This is a genomic window from Brucella sp. 22210 (assembly GCF_052045675.1).
Lineage (GTDB): Bacteria > Pseudomonadota > Alphaproteobacteria > Rhizobiales > Rhizobiaceae > Brucella.
In genome coordinates this window covers 1-14,411 of record NZ_JBQEPD010000011.1, presented here as the reverse complement: position 1 = coordinate 14,411, position 14,411 = coordinate 1, and the positions used below count along the sequence as shown (strand labels likewise).

Genomic DNA, 14,411 nt, shown 5'->3' with positions numbered 1-14,411 from the left:
GCCACCCGAAGGCGACGGCTGAACCTGTGCAAATCTTGCAATAGTTGACCAGAACGGGCCGGACGCTACCCCGGCTTACCAAGCACCTACCTTGCCCACTTGGCCCGTGTCCGGGTTCGTACCGGACCCACTACCCTTGACGACGCGCTTCTGCTTTCAGCGCCGCCGTTCTGATTTGCATGCGAGGCCGGGAGGAGTACCGTACCCCAGAGGCGCGTCCGCCGTCTCGTCGCATTTCGCAGCCCTCATGGCTCGCGCTGCCCGGATAAGTGGGGCGGTACTGCATGAGGGCGAATTTGGCGCTGTGGGAGGATTTGCACCTCCCGGCAACTGGTTGGACATTCAATCACCTGCAACTTGCACCCGCATGAATCAAAAAGCAGCCCGAAAGCCGCTGTAACTCTTTGGATGCAACTCGGCACCCTAAAATCTGATGTCATTTATTCAGTGATTTGCTTTTTTTGTCAAGAATGAAGTGCCTATGCAGGGCGTTACACACAAGTCTTGTGGAAGGAAGAAGATGCGGGAATTCTTGATCCTGAATTACCACGTATTGCAGGCCCGCCCATAGGTTCTCTGATCGTTCCTCTGCCTGCGCTTCGTAGATCGCGTCTTGTGCTGCTTTATACGATTGCTTTACTCGAACGCACCAATCGACATATGCATCAGGATCAGCAGCATTGATGCCTCCGATCTGTTCGTAATGCGCTCCAGGTGAACCGATTGCCTTCTGATATGAGTTGTACAGATCGATATAGCGGGTTGCCGCCTCATACTGATCCTGACTGATGCCCTCGCCTCGGCCAGCCATCGCCAGACGACCAAGATATGAGCCTGTGCGCGGATCACGCGCCATGTCTGCCGGTACGCCGTAATGTCTCATCCTCGCCTCTGTAGCCACCTTTGCCGGGTCATCCTTTGCGCGTAATGCTCGCCCGTTCGGCTCACGTGCTATTCCTTCCTTCTTCGGTCTGCCTCGCTTCGCCTGTCGCTTCTGTGCTTTTGAATATGCCGCCATGTCCGTTCCTCGCTGACTGGGGTTATGCTGCTGGTTCGTGAGGATGGGGCATCCAGTGGGTAGGGATCATGTGCGGGTAAACATCCCAACCATCCTGATCGTAATCCACCCTGTCCCAAATTTCGAACGCTTCACTCTCCGGGTTGATCCTGCAGCGCGGTTCCCACCCATATTTGTCAATCCATGCTTGAAACTCGGTGCCATCCTTCGGGGCGGTTACTATTGGTTGCCAGTCCATCGCCCGCTCCTACTCTTTCGCCGTGGTCGGTAGATTTTTGCTGATCTGGTCTTTGATAATGTCGCGGAGGCCTGACATGATTTCCTTAGCCTCATCGGATTTGACGACGACCTCACCGGCTTCTGAAGCGGCGATGAGATAGATGGTTTGCTTGGAAGGTGTGACCGCGGTAATCGCAAGGCTGATAGCAGCTATAAAAATGAGAGAACGTCCTACATTCCCCGCTTTTTCTCGCGCATCCAGTTTGTTTTTCTTTGTCTCCTCATTATCCCACGACCAAACAGTCCACGGGATAATTCTGCCGATAACAAATAGAAACAGACCGGCAATTCCTCCAAATACCGCGATGGCAGCAGTGACGTTACCGATGCGTCCAACAACTTCCGAAAGATAAAGTAACCAGCTAAGCGTGTTCATTGCCCTCTCCTATGCCGCTTGTTTGGATTGGTTTTTCATGGAAAGCCTGCGTGCCGCATGCAGGCGTGCTGACACCTGCGCTTCTGACAGGCCCATGATCTTCGCTATTTCGTAGGTGTTGTTGCCAAGCTCGAATAGCTCTGACACACGGGATTTGGCGCAACGTTTCCGGTCGCCTGACAACACATACTCGAGCTTAGTGGTAGATATGCCGATAGTCGCTGCTATCCGTTCCCTGCCCATGCCTTGATTGCGAAGCTTATGGATTTGCTCTACGTCAGCTTTGGTGAGCTTCTTCGGCCTGTGGGACAGGTCGCGCTCGATGCCGTGCTTAATCAGGCAATTGAGAATTGACGAATGGTCGCGCTGAAACATATGCCCCAGCCAGAGAAGCGATTTTTTCGGGCGCGCCAAGGCAGCAATACAGATTGCTGTATGACGGACTTTCAGGATTCTATGGCTGCGCCCTTCGGCGAATACCTCCGCTGGGGTAACGTCTGTTCCAGCGCATACCGCTGCAACAATGGCTTTCACGGGAATATGTCTGTCCTGCAAATCTGCGCTTACGGTCTTTGTTTCCTCAAACTGTCTAACCGCCTCACGCGCCAAGTCGTCAAAGCTAAGTTCCGGCTCAATAGCAGGCTCGCTTTCAACAACCTCTGGTTCCGGCAATGCCGGCTTGGCTTCTATTGCAAGCGCTCGTTCTTCCGCGGCCTTCCTCGCAAGGTAAGCCCGTGCTGCGCGTTCTGTGTTGGATGAATAGGCGGCGAAGGTCATTTATCCCTCCCGCGCTTAATTTCTGTCGCGATTGCATCCGCGGCCAACGAGATCATGCTGACAATCATGCATCCGATTGCCCATTCATCGTTACCGACCCAAACGAAATAACCACCGAGTATGCTATAGGTGAACACAATCAAAAGCATCATCACGCGGCCCTCCCTACTTGCTTGAATGATCCGCTAGGAGCGGACTTGAGATTGTCGATGTTGAATTCGTGTCCGTTGGCTTCTGCCGCGGCTTTCAAGCGAGCTGCGCACGCTTCCGGGCTGGTGTCATACTGATCGCGCTTGGCGTCATCCTTAGCGCTCTCTGCCTGCATCTGGGCTTTGATGGCTTTCCACTTGGCCGATGCGCGCTGACGGCTTTCTGGCGTCCAGGTTGATTGCGAGTGTTCCCGCTGGCGCTTTTCTTCGTGCTGCTCCTTGAGAATTTCAGCTTCGCGGCGGTCGCGGGCACGGGCTTCGAGGATGGGGCGCATGATCTGGTCACAGAGGCCGCGAAGTTCTGGCGGCAGCGGCATCCACTTGTGACCAAGGGCATTCTGCATGACTTGCTTGACCGCTTCGTAGAGCGCGTAAGCCGTCACGCCTTCGAGCGCAGATATGAAATTTTCGACTTCAGCGCGGCGAATATCAACCTTCTCGGCTTCGGTCAGACCATCAGGTAGACCTCGCGTAGGCAAGGCGTAGAGGCGGTTCATCGCTCGCTGAATGTCCTGCATGTCCGCCAGTCTCGAATAGTGATCGTTCGTCGCTATCTGGGAATTCTGCATTGCTCTGTTCCATCTTCTGACCGAGGCGCATCCACATCACGCGGGGGTCGTCTAAATCGGATCGTTCGGATTTTTGCTGCGAAGATGCACGCTTCGGGATTGGCTCGTCGGTCCAGCACTGACCGTTCAGCCATGTCGCGGCATGTTTCGTGAATTCAGGGTTTTCGCCTTGGCGGTCAGCAGCGTATCGACGGACGCCGGCGAGGATCGTTTCAAGCTCGGCTTGCTTCCGAGCCGAACGAAAGGCCTTGAGAGCCTGCCCCTTGCCGACACGGCGGGGATAGGCTGGCCAAAACTGTTGCTCGAACTCGTTTTCGAGCGAAATTGAGGAAGCGTTAGCTTCCGAAATCGTGGAAGGGGTAGTTTTTTCTTTAGGGGGTGTGGGGGAGGTTTCTTTTTTAGGGGAAACCGCGTCCGTTACCGTAACGCCCGTAACGTTACTTTCGTTACTAGTTACGCCTTTTTCTGCCTTGCGTTTGGCACGGAAACGAGCCTGACGTTCTGCGTTCGATGATCGCGAAGACATCGAAGCCTTAACGACCGCAGCAATCTGCTCGGCGGTGCAACCACTGGCAACCATGGCATCAAGGATTTCAGGCTTGATCATGCCGCCTGCGCCTCCTCGGCGCGCTGCAATATGACGACGCACTCTTCCTTCAGGCCCGGATCCCAGACCATTGAAAGCCGTTCACAGAGATTGTCGTTCTTGATGACCTTGTAATGCTGGAGAACATCGAGAATGGCTTTCAACCTGTTATCCAGATCGGCGCGCTTATGCGGGCGCTTCAAGGCAACCTGAATGCTGAATGGACCGTCGATGAATTCATTCTTCCGGGCTAGGAAATAGCCGCAGTCATTCCGCCACTTCGCATATTCAGGCGAAAGACGGCGCGTCTTGCCCCAGCCTACATAGATATCCCAGACAGAAGGAGGGAACGGGAGCGAGAGCTTGATCATGCCGCCTCGCCTTCTGTCTTGCGGGCGATGGCTTCAAGGATCGTGTAGCCGATCAGTTCAGGGATTTGAGGGATTACCGCGTTTCCGCAGGTTCCAATTCTGTCCACCCAATGGGGAATCCCATCGCTGCTTCCGCGAAAGAGGGGTGTAGGTATATCGGATCTTCCTCGCAGGTCCTCAACCCTTCGCACATCTTCGCACCACGAAAATGCGGAGAACCCCGAAACCTGTTGCGGCTGGCTCCCTTCGGTTCGTTTTTTCCGATGGTCGGAAGGAATATATGTTTCACGATCTGACCAAACCGAGCGAAGCTTTGCGAGCCTTCTTTGTTGACGTGGCGATATGTTCCGTTCGCTGTTTTCATTAACTTCTTTGGTGGATTCCTGTTCACCGCATCTGTCTTTGTTGGGGTAGGCAACAATCCATACGCGTTCTCTACGATGGGGAGCGCCCATGATTGCAGCTGGTATGTTCTCCCATTCAGCATTATACCCGCGCTCGGCCAAGTCTCCGAGAACTCGGCCAAACCATCCGCCCGGTTGTTCGCTAGGGCCACTAAGCAGATTTGCGACGTTCTCCACGATGACGAATTGCGGTCGTAGCTCGCCAATAAGTCTGTCGATTTCAGACCACAATCCGGAGCGCGTTCCTTCGCCCATCCCTGCTTTCTTGCCGGCAATCGATAAGTCTTGGCACGGGAACCCGCCTGTGATGACATCGATTGAAATTCCATCGGCAGCAAGCTTGTCTGCTGTGAGTTCTCTAACGTCATGATAGCAAGGAACCTCTGGCCAGTGTTTCGCCAATACTCGGCGCGGAAATTCTTCGATCTCGCAGAACGCCACGGTTTCAAAGCCGCCTGTACGCTCAAGTCCGAGAGAGAACCCGCCAATGCCGCTGAATAGATCGAGGACGCGAAGCTTCTGCATCAGTACCTCGCCGCAATGAGCAAGCCGATCAGACAGACCAGCAGGATTGTCAGAAGTGTCGATAAGAGAGCGACGAGGACGGCGTTCATTTCTCACCTTCCTCGCGACGTTCCAGTTGTTTTCGTGGATGCTTTTTGCGCTTCGCGAACCTTCGCCAAAAGCTGCGAAGCCTCGCGCTCAAAATCCTCCATATCAGCATCGCCGTTCACCGCTTTTTCTAGTTCGAGTTCGTGTTGCAGGCGTGCGATCTGCCTTTCGCAAATGTCGAGGTAGGCCGAGCGTATGCGCTGATAGATCGAGGCATCGACCGTCTTGGATCGGCCAATGCGGAGATTGTTCAAAGTCCAGTAAGACAGGCCGTAACGGCGGCTGAGGCGCTGCAAGGCGCTGGCGTTATCGCCCCACCCTTTCGCTTCCTTTTCCAGCATTCCGCGAACGTATTCGCCTGCCATTTCGCAGCTACTCATCGGTACGCGCTCCGAAACCAATTGATGCTCGATTGACTGAATTTTTGAGTCCGTCATGCACAAAGCCCTTCGCTAAGTTGCTGATCAGACGAGAACGATCAGTCAGGAAGCGAACAGAAGGACGGACATGATTGAACACATCGGGCACGCGGCATGGAGAGTTCTGCAAAACGCTCGCAAAGCCGCGATAGCCCGAAGGAATGACGAAGGCGCAGAAAGACGTGATGAATTGTTCCAGGTTAGCAATGGAAGATCTGCCGTCACCACGCGCCAGCACGTTGCGCCCACTACTGCGGGAGACCGTGCTGAACTTGAAAGAACGCGCAAGAAGCGCCCCGCAGGTTCGTAAATTTGAGAATTGGACAGGCTGAATGTTCCTCATCGCCGCCTTAGTCCTGTCCATGAGAGGGAGCCGTGCCACGCTTATTGAAAGGTGGCACGGCTTTTTCGTCTGCCGCTTGGGGGGCTTGAGGGGAGACAGACGAAAGGGAAACAGTTGCGGGGCTTTCACCCGCTCCGGCATGGCTCACGCTACCGTCATCCGACCTTTGCCGGGACACCTCACGGGCGTTTTCCGCTGCCGCACTTCCAGTCTCAAAAGAGCCTTCCGTGGCGCGGTCCATTACTGTCGCCTTTTCAGACGAATAGGAGTTCTCATGCGTGTGCGCACGCGTTGCAAGTCCCGTGCCATTCTCGTATTCGTTCAGATAAAGATCGAATATCTCATTGGCATTATCGACTTCATCGCGGCCTTTCTTCTCGACCTTGCGAAGATGTGCGACGACCTGACCGGCGACGGTCTTGTCAAAGCCCTCGCCTTTCATTCCCGCGTAGACTTCGCGAATGTCAGCCTTGATCGTGTCCTCTTCTTCCTTGAGGCGCAGCACACGGTCGATGAAGGATTTCAGGCGCGAGTTGCTCATACGGACGCCCTCATGGAACGGGGGCGCTTGGGAGCGGGCGGCAAAAAGTCATCCGCGCTAAGCGAAATGCCCTTCGATGAAGCCACCGTGATGATAGGTCGAATATGATCGATTGGTATCAATCCGCCCGTGCCGCCCTTGGACTTTTCAGTCCTCCAGCGATAGACGCGGGATACATGCACATCAGCCGCCGCCGCTATGATATCGGCGCCAACTTTGGTGATGATTGTATTTGCGGGTTCAAGATACGCTTTTGTCATGCCGACATTATTCGCGATTTTCGCGATTTATGTCAAGCGCTTTTCGCGATATTCGCGATAGATAATTTCGCGATACTCGCGATTATGCGCCTATGACAGACCGCCAGTATCAATATAAGCTTTGGCTTAAACAGGAATTGGATCAGCGCCCCCGTGGAACGAAGGGTGGCTTAGCCAAGTATCTTGGTGTGTCAGCCGATGCTGTAACACGCATGGCGAACGTGGAGGGCGGCAAAGAGGCTCGCGAGATCAAAGCTCACGAGTTGCCGCTGATACAAAAGTTCTTCACAGAACAAGGCCCAGAGCCAGCACAGTTGCCGACATCGGTGATCGAAAATGGCCCGATCCGGGGCGATCAGGCCATTCTAGAAATGCTCAGCCGTATCGAAGGGCTGGATCAACGCGGTGTTGAAGTGGTTTTTTCTGTCATAGACACCGTGATCAAGCGTCAGCCTTCCACACAAGAACCGTCATCCGCTGATGATCAACACGTGCCTGCCACTCCCCACCATGAGCCAAAGCCATAGTTTCAGCGAGTTCTTTCGCTTGGAAATCAGCCTTTCGCATTGCCGTGAGAAGGCCACCATTCAGGGTGGCGACACGCAGTAATTCTAATCTGTCACCTTCCTTGCCAGGCTGAATGGTAACGAATTTGATCATTCATGCCTCCCGTGCCTATATCTTTTCCATTTCATCAATTTCAGGCGGCAGATGCTCGCCATGAGCGAAAATCAGCTTCGACTGCTCGAATTCACCCGTCTCAGAATCGCCTGTCGCCATATATGCGACGACCATCGGCTTTTCTTTTGCCAGACGCTCGGCAGTTCGCCTTGCGTGCTCTACATCCCTTGCGCCTAGTGGCGTATCTGCAAAGAGTTTGCCCTTCGGCGCCTTCGTGTAGCTCTGCACCACGATATTTGTAACCATGCCCATACTCATTACTCCCTGTACGCTTGTTATGTGCGACAGGATGACTCACAAATGAGAACGAAACAAGAACATTCTTGACGAAGCGTTAACGGCATTTTGCCGCCGCTAGATGTGGTGTATAGGGGTGAGCTGCTATCGGCCCCGCATCTGACAATGACGGGCCATTATCGAGCACCTTGCGCGCCGATATTCACAAAAGTCTTTACGTTACGTTACTTTTTAAGCGCACTGCCTTGAAAAGGCTTTGTTCTGTCCCCATTTGGAACAAACCTGTGCGAGTCACAGAAACAGAGCGACCCGGAGGTGTTAGCGCACCGTCCGGGTCTGAATACCAACTTTGCGGCTGGTTAAGTGATCACTTGTGGGCTTTAAATATGTACTCAGCCCATATTGTCAAGGGAAAATGTTCCCCCTAGCCGCATTCAATGTGACTGCTCTCCAAGTTGAGCACCACTCTAACATATTGAAAAGGCTATATAATTTGACAAAAGAAGTAACAACGAGCACCACCCCCGAGCAAGGTGAACTGAATCTTTTGGTAGCTGTTGAGACCGAGAGAAACGGGGTCGGCATGGGTGTCCTTAACAATGGGACGCCATATCTTACCTTGCGGGGACTAGCTGCCATGTGTGGTGTTGACCACTCATTGATCGTGAGGATCACATCTCAGTGGATTGATGAGCCGTTAAAGCCACGCGAAAAGCGGATCCGAGAGATTATTCGCGAGAATGGTGGAGACGATACAGTTGCGTTCTGGGGCGTGTTAAAAGACGGCACTATCCAGCACATTGTTCCGGATGTGGTCTGTATGGCAATCCTGGAATATTATGCTTTTGAAGCCAATAGTGCGGCCCAAGAGCATGCCCTTCGCAGCTTCCGTGTTCTCGCTCGCAAGGGATTTGAAGACTTCATCTATTCACAGGTGGGATACAACCCATCTGGCGCTGTCGACGTATCTTGGAAACAGTTCCACGATAGAGTTTCTCTTTCGTATCATACTGTTCCAGATGGCTACTTCTCTATTTTTAAAGAGATCGCCGACATGCTTGTTACGATGATCCGCGAAGGCGCAAATCTCGGAAGCAAGTTTATTCCTGACATTAGCGTCGGGCAGGCTTGGGCAAAGTATTGGAAAGACAATAGCCTTGAAGTGTTGTACGGCGAGAGAAAGCAGTATGACCACAATTACCCCGCGTATTTTCCGCAAGCAATGTCAAACCCTCAGCCTGCCTACTGCTATCCGGATGACGCACTGGCCGAATTCCGCAAATGGCTTCGGAAAACCTATTTAACCACAGGCTTTCCGAAATATCTTAACAACAAGGTACAGCAAGGGCAAATCCCAGCAAAACATGCGGCAGCGGCTATCGAAGCCTTCAAGCCTAAAGCGATAGCATCCAAACCCGCTTAGTTTAGACCCCGCTTCGGCGGGGTTTTTCATTTCCAGCCTCAGATATCTGGGCTATTTTCATCCGATGATGACGCCCGAAACCTTGCAGCATTGTCTTGATGATATCGGCTGGACGCCGGATATGCTGGCGCGCAAGCTGGAGTGTCATGTCTCGCTTGTGGATGCGTGGTTATCAGGTGAGTTAGAAATGCCCCTTAAAGCATCTGCTTGGCTTACGACACTGGCGGCGTGCCATCGCGCCGCCGAAGAAGGAAGGCCTACTTCCTTGAAGGGCAAGAAAGCCCCGTTCTGAAGCGCGCCACGCGCTGCGGTTCACATATCCGCCTCCCCTGCTCTCTGAATTCTCAACGTCATAATGCCCGGTCACTGGCCGGGTCTTTGCATTGTGATTCTATTACGGCAAACCTGCGCGTCAAAATTATTTCGCGATTTTCGCGATTTTATGTTTGACATTATTCGCGATTTTCGCGAATATGATCTCAACAAAGAGATCGGAGCGCAACATGCATCCCTCAATCCAGAATACCTACAACGAAGCGGCAAAGACGCTTATCGGCCTGACCGTAAAGGCAGGAAAGCCGGTTCGTGATTACTCCCGCCAGCGCCGTGTAATGGCCCGCGCATGGGCAACGTTCAATGCATGGCTGGCAGAGCATCAGAATGCGAGCGCCCGCCTCCGCAAGATCATGTTCGCAAGCGAACTGGGCCACGCTCACCGCTTTGTCCGCAATCAGGACAATCCCGTTTTCATCACAGACGAACAGTCCCGTTTTATCGGCTCTGACAGCCGGTGGAGGTAATCATGCTCATCCAGAAGAACTGTGCTGCCTGTGGCGCTCTGTTCAATGTCAGGCTGGCCGATCACAAGCGCGGCTGGGGCAAGTGCTGCGATAAGTCGTGTTCCGCTGCTTACAAAGTCGGCATGCGCCCGCGTGATGTGAATGAGAAGTTTGCTCAGCGAAGCGCATGGGCTGCAAAGGCACTCAATGACCGCAAATTGGCTGGCGTGACCGTCTGGCCGCAAGCGCCGAGTGTCAAGGCTCAGGTGGGCAAGGTCAAGATTAAGCCCGTCTACCACTCGCCAAGCAACTGCCGACATTGCGGCGCTCCCGTCAATGGCCCCGGCCTTTGCAACGCTTGTGAAGATCACGAGGAAGGCCTGAACGCCATGGAAAGTGGGTGGCAAGGCCACAAGGTGTGGTCATGACCCTCTGCGCCCTCGCAACAATCCTTTTCACCCTCGCCGTTGCTGGTGTTTCAGCAGCATTTCTCATGCTCTGCCACCTTGAAAGAATGGCGGATATCGCAAGGAGGGAAACAGATGTTTGAACTCTCCCGCCTCGAAGCAATCACAGCAATCTTAATCGCTGTTGCAGCGCCATTTGCCGCGCTGACTATGGGGTGCTGACCATGATCGACATGTCAATTCACTTCGTCGCAAAAGTCGAGCTTTGCCGCGCTTATCCAGGCAACGGCAATAGCCGAACAATCCGCATCACGGACAAAAACGGCGAGCAGGAAATCACGCTTTACGGAAACACTGATGCTCTGGACGCGCTTCCGAGATCAGAAGACTTCCGATCAGTTGGCGAGTGTCCAGCATGAGCACCGAAGCCGTTAAAGACGTGGGCGAACTGGAAGCAATCCGTTCGATCATGAGTCAGCCAGAAGGCTTCGTTGAGCATCAGATGCGCAGCGCCTTCCGAAATCTGGTCAGGATTTATGGCTTCGGCGGCGCTCGCCAACTCACAGCAGAAATCATCAACGATTACGCGCAAAGGGGAAGGTAATGCCAATCGAAGCAAAGCGGGCATTTTTCAGCCTTTCACAGACACAGCGCCGTCAGGCCAAGGAATACCGCGATTGGGCGATCTACGCCGAGATCAAGGGAAAAGGCCTTCGCGCAGCTGAATACTGGCAGAAGTCCGAACGCCTCTGGAACTCCGCATTCCGCAATCTCAATCTAGCACGGTGACAACATGAGCGACCGATATCTCAAGGCTGATCTCGCCTCTATCGAAGCCCAGATTTCCGAACTGGTTTCAGACAACCCGGAACTGGCAGATGATGAAGAACTCCGCGTTGATATGATCGATGGCGAAACGAGCGCGATTGAATTTCTGCGCCGTGTCTATCGCCGGATGCGCAAGGCCGAAGCACTGGCAGAAGGTGCCAAGGCTGAGAAGGACGATGCCGCCGAACGCCAGAAACGTTTCGAGAAGCAGGCAGACGGCTACAAGGCCCTCTCCCTCGCCATTCTCAACGCGGCAGACGTTGAAAAGCTGGTCACGCCATTTGCGACCTACAGCGTTCTGGAGCCTCGCGTCAAAGCCGAAGTGACCGAACTCGAAGCCATTCCGCAAGGCTTTTACCGCCTCGAAAAGAAACCCGACATGAAAGCCATCAAGGAAGCGCTTGAAGCAGGGAACGAAATCCCCGGCGCGCATCTAACGATTGGCGTTCATTCTCTCATGATCAGGAGCAAGTGACGTGTCCGACATGTTTCAAAAGCTCGCCGCCGAGTTCCCACGCGACGCCGTTAGCTGGCGCGCTCAGACAGTAACAAAGGATGGCTCAAAAGCCCTCGCCCTCGCCTATATCGACAGCCGCGATGTTCAGGACCGCCTTGACGATGTTGTTGCCCCTGAAAATTGGCAGGATCGCTATGAGGTCCATGGCGCCAAGACGATCTGCTACCTCTCCCTGCGCATCGGTGGAGAGTGGATAACCAAGGCTGATGGGGCTGGCGACACTGCTGTGGAAGCAGAGAAGGGCAGTCTTTCCGACGCCTTCAAGCGCGCTGCCGTCAAGTGGGGAATTGGTCGATATCTCTATAGCTTGGAATCCGTGTGGGTCCCCTGCGAATGCACGGAATTCAACGGTAAGAAGCAGTGGAAGCGCTGGACGCAAGACCCTTGGTCAATGGTTCGCGGTCATAAGCAGCCCGAACCAATCGGCAAAAAAGAGCCATCTCAGACGCTGGAAGCGTTGCTTTCTAATCTCGCACGGCAAGAGACACATGCCGCTTCCGTTGAATGGAAAGCCAAGCAGGAAGGCGAAATCAACGCCCTCTCCGATGGGGACTTCCAGACATTCAAAGCCGCTTGGCTCGGCCACCTCAAGAAATTCGCAGCACAGAAGGAGGCCGCATAATGGCTGGTTCAGTCAATAAGGTTATTCTCGTCGGTCACCTTGGAGCGGACCCGGAAATTCGTCGTCTTAACTCTGGCGATGTGGTTGCCAATTTGCGCATTGCAACGTCTGAAAGTTGGCGTGACCGCCAGACCGGCGAACGCAAGGACCGCACCGAATGGCACAGCGTTGTCATCTTCAATGAGAACCTCGCCAAGGTTGCGGAACAATATCTGAAGAAGGGCGCTAAGGTCTATATCGAGGGCGCGCTGCAAACTCGCCGTTGGCAGGATCAGAACGGCAATGACCGTTATTCGACGGAAGTCGTGCTGCAGAAGTTCCGTGGTGAGCTGCAGATGCTCGATAGCCGTGGTGAAGTCGGTTCAACCGACAGCGGTTCGTCTGGCTCATCCCGCGATTTAGATGATGAAGTTCCGTATTGAGGTGCGCCATGGAAAAGCAGCGCTTCATACTCGTCAGCCCACGCATACGACAGAATGCTGTTCAGGCACTCTTTGCGACGCCTGACGGGTTCACGGCGACGTTTGCGCCGCCAACTCGTAGCGTCGACCAAAATGCAATGTTCCATGCGATCTGCACAGACATAGCCAAGTCTGGATTCGAATGGGCTGGCAAGCCACGCAAGCCGGAAGAATGGAAAGTCCTCCTGGTATCTGGACATTCCGTAGCCACGAAGCAGCAGGCCGAGATTGTTCCCGGCCTCGAAGGCGAATTCATCAATATCCGTGAAAGCACTGCCCGCATGTCGGTCGCTCGCGCCACGTCGCTGATCGAATACACGCTCGCGTGGTGTGCGTCTCACGGCATCACCCTTCACGACACACGCCGCCAAGGCTTCCTACAGGAGCATGCAGCATGATCATTCATTTCATCGCATCCAAATTCCGCGCCATCTGGGAACGCTATGTCGATCCTCTCCCTCGCCTTCATCGCAAGGCGGAATCCCTCAAGGCTGAAATAGCTAAGGCCAAGAAGCAGAAGAAGCGGCACAGCCATTTCGAAGCTGAACTTCGCAGCGTCATGGCAACCATCATCGCCGTTGAGCGCGGAATTTCCTACCGCAAAGGCTCTCTGGATTGGGGGCTGTGATGGCACGTAAGTCATTCTCCACGAAAGAGCGCACCCGGCTTTTCGCGTTGAATAAGGGCATCTGCCATATTTGTTCCGGCAAGATCGACGCCAGCCTTGACGCTTGGGAAATCGAGCATGTGAACCCGCTGGCAATGACCGGCGACAACAGCGACGACAATCTCAAGCTGGCGCATCAGAAGTGCCATGCGGTCAAAACAAAGCAGGATGTTGCACTGATCGCAGAGGCGAAGCGCCGGGAAGCGAAGTTCAAAGGCGCAAAGCGCCCATCTTCAAAGCTTGCCGCTGAAAAGCAGCCAAAACGCCTCACAAAAGAACTCCCTCCCCGTAAGCGTCCGCTTTATGTGAGCGCAGAACAGGTCCAGCCATGACCATCCCAGAACAGGCAGTACAGGCGGCGATCAACGCTTGGTTTGAAGAAACGCGCCCGCACGTCATGAATACAACGCCATTGCCGGAGCAGGCGCGTCGTATGCGTCTGGCACTCACGGCAGCTACTCCCTTCATGATGGATGTTCCATGTGGCTACCGGCTTATCCCGCAGCAGCCAACCCAGACCGTTCTTGAAATCATGGCGTTTAATCTGTCCGCCGAGTTCGGTGCTGACTTCACACGGGAAAATCAGGAGTTTGCATTAGCGGTTTATAATGAGGCATGGACGCACGGCATTCGTCCGCTTGATCAGTCCACCGCAGCCGCCCCTCACCTAGCAGCGGTGCGGGTGAACAGCGACCAGATCGAAGCGGCGCGCAAAGCAGTGGAAGAACTGGCGCATGTTCAGATGAACCTGCCACTTGAAGACTGGTCGCGGATTTCTTCGGCCATCCTCTCCGCGCTTGAGCCTTCCGCAAACACTTGCCCATGCACCAAAATCCAGCAGGATGAAACTTGCCCTGTCGGATACCCATCGTTGCTTTGTGAAATCTGCGACGGCAAGGGTGTTTTGCAGCCTTCCGCTGGCAGGGCGGCTGTGCTGGAGGAAGCGGCGCAGGAAGAATTCGAGATTGATAAATTACGGTTCCGGGCATTCCACACCAATTCGGAAGCCGACCGGCAGGCATACT

Annotated in this window: 25 protein-coding genes and 1 pseudogene; 14 read left to right on the top strand and 12 right to left on the bottom strand. The window is 54.1% G+C overall.

Features of this window, described 5'->3' with window-relative positions; all coding sequences use genetic code 11:
- Positions 1-436: 436 nt before the first annotated feature.
- From ACTJKP_RS15140 to ACTJKP_RS15090, 11 genes are all read right to left on the bottom strand, one after another.
- On the bottom strand, positions 437-1,018 hold the full coding sequence (locus ACTJKP_RS15140; protein ID WP_440631238.1) for a hypothetical protein: 582 nt from the start codon (positions 1,016-1,018) through the stop codon (positions 437-439).
- 247 nt (positions 1,019-1,265) lie between these two features.
- The gene (locus ACTJKP_RS15135) at positions 1,266-1,673 is read right to left on the bottom strand and encodes a hypothetical protein (RefSeq protein ID WP_440631237.1); all 408 of its coding nucleotides are present in this window, start codon (positions 1,671-1,673) and stop codon (positions 1,266-1,268) included.
- A 9-nt stretch (positions 1,674-1,682) separates the two neighbouring features.
- Positions 1,683-2,450, bottom strand: coding sequence for a hypothetical protein (locus ACTJKP_RS15130; RefSeq protein ID WP_440631236.1), 768 nt, complete (start codon positions 2,448-2,450; stop codon positions 1,683-1,685).
- A gap of 151 nt (positions 2,451-2,601) precedes the next feature.
- Positions 2,602-3,156, bottom strand: coding sequence for a hypothetical protein (locus ACTJKP_RS15125; RefSeq protein WP_440631235.1), 555 nt, complete (start codon positions 3,154-3,156; stop codon positions 2,602-2,604).
- The gene (locus tag ACTJKP_RS15120) at positions 3,116-3,835 is read right to left on the bottom strand and encodes a hypothetical protein (protein ID WP_440631234.1); all 720 of its coding nucleotides are present in this window, start codon (positions 3,833-3,835) and stop codon (positions 3,116-3,118) included. Before ACTJKP_RS15120 ends, ACTJKP_RS15125 begins: the two co-directional genes overlap by 41 nt.
- Positions 3,832-4,185, bottom strand: coding sequence for a RusA family crossover junction endodeoxyribonuclease (locus ACTJKP_RS15115; protein ID WP_440631233.1), 354 nt, complete (start codon positions 4,183-4,185; stop codon positions 3,832-3,834). Before ACTJKP_RS15115 ends, ACTJKP_RS15120 begins: the two co-directional genes overlap by 4 nt.
- Positions 4,182-5,114 carry a DNA cytosine methyltransferase gene (locus tag ACTJKP_RS15110; protein WP_440631232.1) on the bottom strand — a complete coding sequence of 311 codons (933 nt, stop codon included), beginning with the start codon at positions 5,112-5,114 and terminating at the stop codon, positions 4,182-4,184. Before ACTJKP_RS15110 ends, ACTJKP_RS15115 begins: the two co-directional genes overlap by 4 nt.
- A gap of 92 nt (positions 5,115-5,206) precedes the next feature.
- Entirely contained in the window at positions 5,207-5,581 is a 375-nt protein-coding gene (locus ACTJKP_RS15105) for a hypothetical protein (RefSeq protein ID WP_440631231.1), read from the bottom strand.
- Entirely contained in the window at positions 5,574-5,984 is a 411-nt protein-coding gene (locus tag ACTJKP_RS15100) for a hypothetical protein (RefSeq protein WP_440631230.1), read from the bottom strand. Before ACTJKP_RS15100 ends, ACTJKP_RS15105 begins: the two co-directional genes overlap by 8 nt.
- Positions 5,971-6,504: a DUF2312 domain-containing protein gene (locus ACTJKP_RS15095; RefSeq protein ID WP_440631229.1), complete on the bottom strand. Its 534-nt coding sequence runs from the start codon at positions 6,502-6,504 to the stop codon at positions 5,971-5,973. The genes ACTJKP_RS15100 and ACTJKP_RS15095 overlap by 14 nt, the downstream gene beginning before the upstream one ends.
- Positions 6,501-6,764, bottom strand: coding sequence for a hypothetical protein (locus ACTJKP_RS15090; protein ID WP_440631228.1), 264 nt, complete (start codon positions 6,762-6,764; stop codon positions 6,501-6,503). The genes ACTJKP_RS15095 and ACTJKP_RS15090 overlap by 4 nt, the downstream gene beginning before the upstream one ends.
- Positions 6,765-6,856: 92 nt before the next feature.
- Here ACTJKP_RS15090 and ACTJKP_RS15085 point away from each other — a divergent pair, with 92 nt between their 5' ends.
- Positions 6,857-7,291, top strand: coding sequence for a hypothetical protein (locus ACTJKP_RS15085; protein ID WP_440631227.1), 435 nt, complete (start codon positions 6,857-6,859; stop codon positions 7,289-7,291).
- A 148-nt stretch (positions 7,292-7,439) separates the two neighbouring features.
- Here the strand turns inward: ACTJKP_RS15085 and ACTJKP_RS15080 are convergent, their stop codons facing one another.
- Positions 7,440-7,697 carry a hypothetical protein gene (locus ACTJKP_RS15080; protein ID WP_440631226.1) on the bottom strand — a complete coding sequence of 86 codons (258 nt, stop codon included), beginning with the start codon at positions 7,695-7,697 and terminating at the stop codon, positions 7,440-7,442.
- Between the two features lie 478 nt (positions 7,698-8,175).
- Here ACTJKP_RS15080 and ACTJKP_RS15075 point away from each other — a divergent pair, with 478 nt between their 5' ends.
- The 13 genes and pseudogenes from ACTJKP_RS15075 to ACTJKP_RS15015 all read left to right on the top strand — a co-directional run.
- Positions 8,176-9,105, top strand: a complete 930-nt coding sequence (locus tag ACTJKP_RS15075; protein ID WP_440631225.1) for a hypothetical protein — start codon at positions 8,176-8,178, stop codon at positions 9,103-9,105.
- Between the two features lie 64 nt (positions 9,106-9,169).
- Positions 9,170-9,397, top strand: a complete 228-nt coding sequence (locus ACTJKP_RS15070; protein WP_440631224.1) for a hypothetical protein — start codon at positions 9,170-9,172, stop codon at positions 9,395-9,397.
- 211 nt (positions 9,398-9,608) lie between these two features.
- Positions 9,609-9,905, top strand: coding sequence for a hypothetical protein (locus ACTJKP_RS15065; protein ID WP_440631223.1), 297 nt, complete (start codon positions 9,609-9,611; stop codon positions 9,903-9,905).
- Positions 9,906-9,907: 2 nt separating this feature from the next.
- The gene (locus ACTJKP_RS15060) at positions 9,908-10,312 is read left to right on the top strand and encodes a hypothetical protein (protein ID WP_440631222.1); all 405 of its coding nucleotides are present in this window, start codon (positions 9,908-9,910) and stop codon (positions 10,310-10,312) included.
- Positions 10,313-10,706: 394 nt separating this feature from the next.
- Positions 10,707-10,895 (top strand): hypothetical protein, encoded by a 189-nt coding sequence (locus ACTJKP_RS15055; protein WP_440631221.1) that lies wholly within the window; start codon positions 10,707-10,709, stop codon positions 10,893-10,895.
- Complete coding sequence (locus ACTJKP_RS15050) at positions 10,895-11,080, top strand: hypothetical protein (RefSeq protein WP_440631220.1); 186 nt, start codon at positions 10,895-10,897, stop codon at positions 11,078-11,080. Before ACTJKP_RS15055 ends, ACTJKP_RS15050 begins: the two co-directional genes overlap by 1 nt.
- Positions 11,081-11,084: 4 nt before the next feature.
- Positions 11,085-11,594, top strand: coding sequence for a siphovirus Gp157 family protein (locus ACTJKP_RS15045; protein WP_440631219.1), 510 nt, complete (start codon positions 11,085-11,087; stop codon positions 11,592-11,594).
- Positions 11,595-11,604: 10 nt separating this feature from the next.
- Positions 11,605-12,258: a Rad52/Rad22 family DNA repair protein gene (locus tag ACTJKP_RS15040; RefSeq protein WP_440631331.1), complete on the top strand. Its 654-nt coding sequence runs from the start codon at positions 11,605-11,607 to the stop codon at positions 12,256-12,258.
- Positions 12,258-12,680, top strand: a complete 423-nt coding sequence (gene ssb, locus ACTJKP_RS15035; RefSeq protein WP_440631218.1) for a single-stranded DNA-binding protein — start codon at positions 12,258-12,260, stop codon at positions 12,678-12,680. The genes ACTJKP_RS15040 and ssb overlap by 1 nt, the downstream gene beginning before the upstream one ends.
- 8 nt (positions 12,681-12,688) lie before the next feature.
- Positions 12,689-13,117 (top strand): recombination protein NinB, encoded by a 429-nt coding sequence (locus ACTJKP_RS15030; RefSeq protein ID WP_440631217.1) that lies wholly within the window; start codon positions 12,689-12,691, stop codon positions 13,115-13,117.
- Positions 13,114-13,347, top strand: a complete 234-nt coding sequence (locus tag ACTJKP_RS15025) for a hypothetical protein (protein ID WP_440631216.1) — start codon at positions 13,114-13,116, stop codon at positions 13,345-13,347. The genes ACTJKP_RS15030 and ACTJKP_RS15025 overlap by 4 nt, the downstream gene beginning before the upstream one ends.
- A pseudogene (locus ACTJKP_RS15020) lies at positions 13,347-13,541 on the top strand (HNH endonuclease); the annotation flags it as partial. The gene ACTJKP_RS15025 and the pseudogene ACTJKP_RS15020, both read left to right, overlap by 1 nt.
- A 173-nt stretch (positions 13,542-13,714) precedes the next feature.
- On the top strand, positions 13,715-14,411 hold a 697-nt coding region (locus ACTJKP_RS15015), incomplete at its 3' end, for a hypothetical protein (protein WP_440631215.1).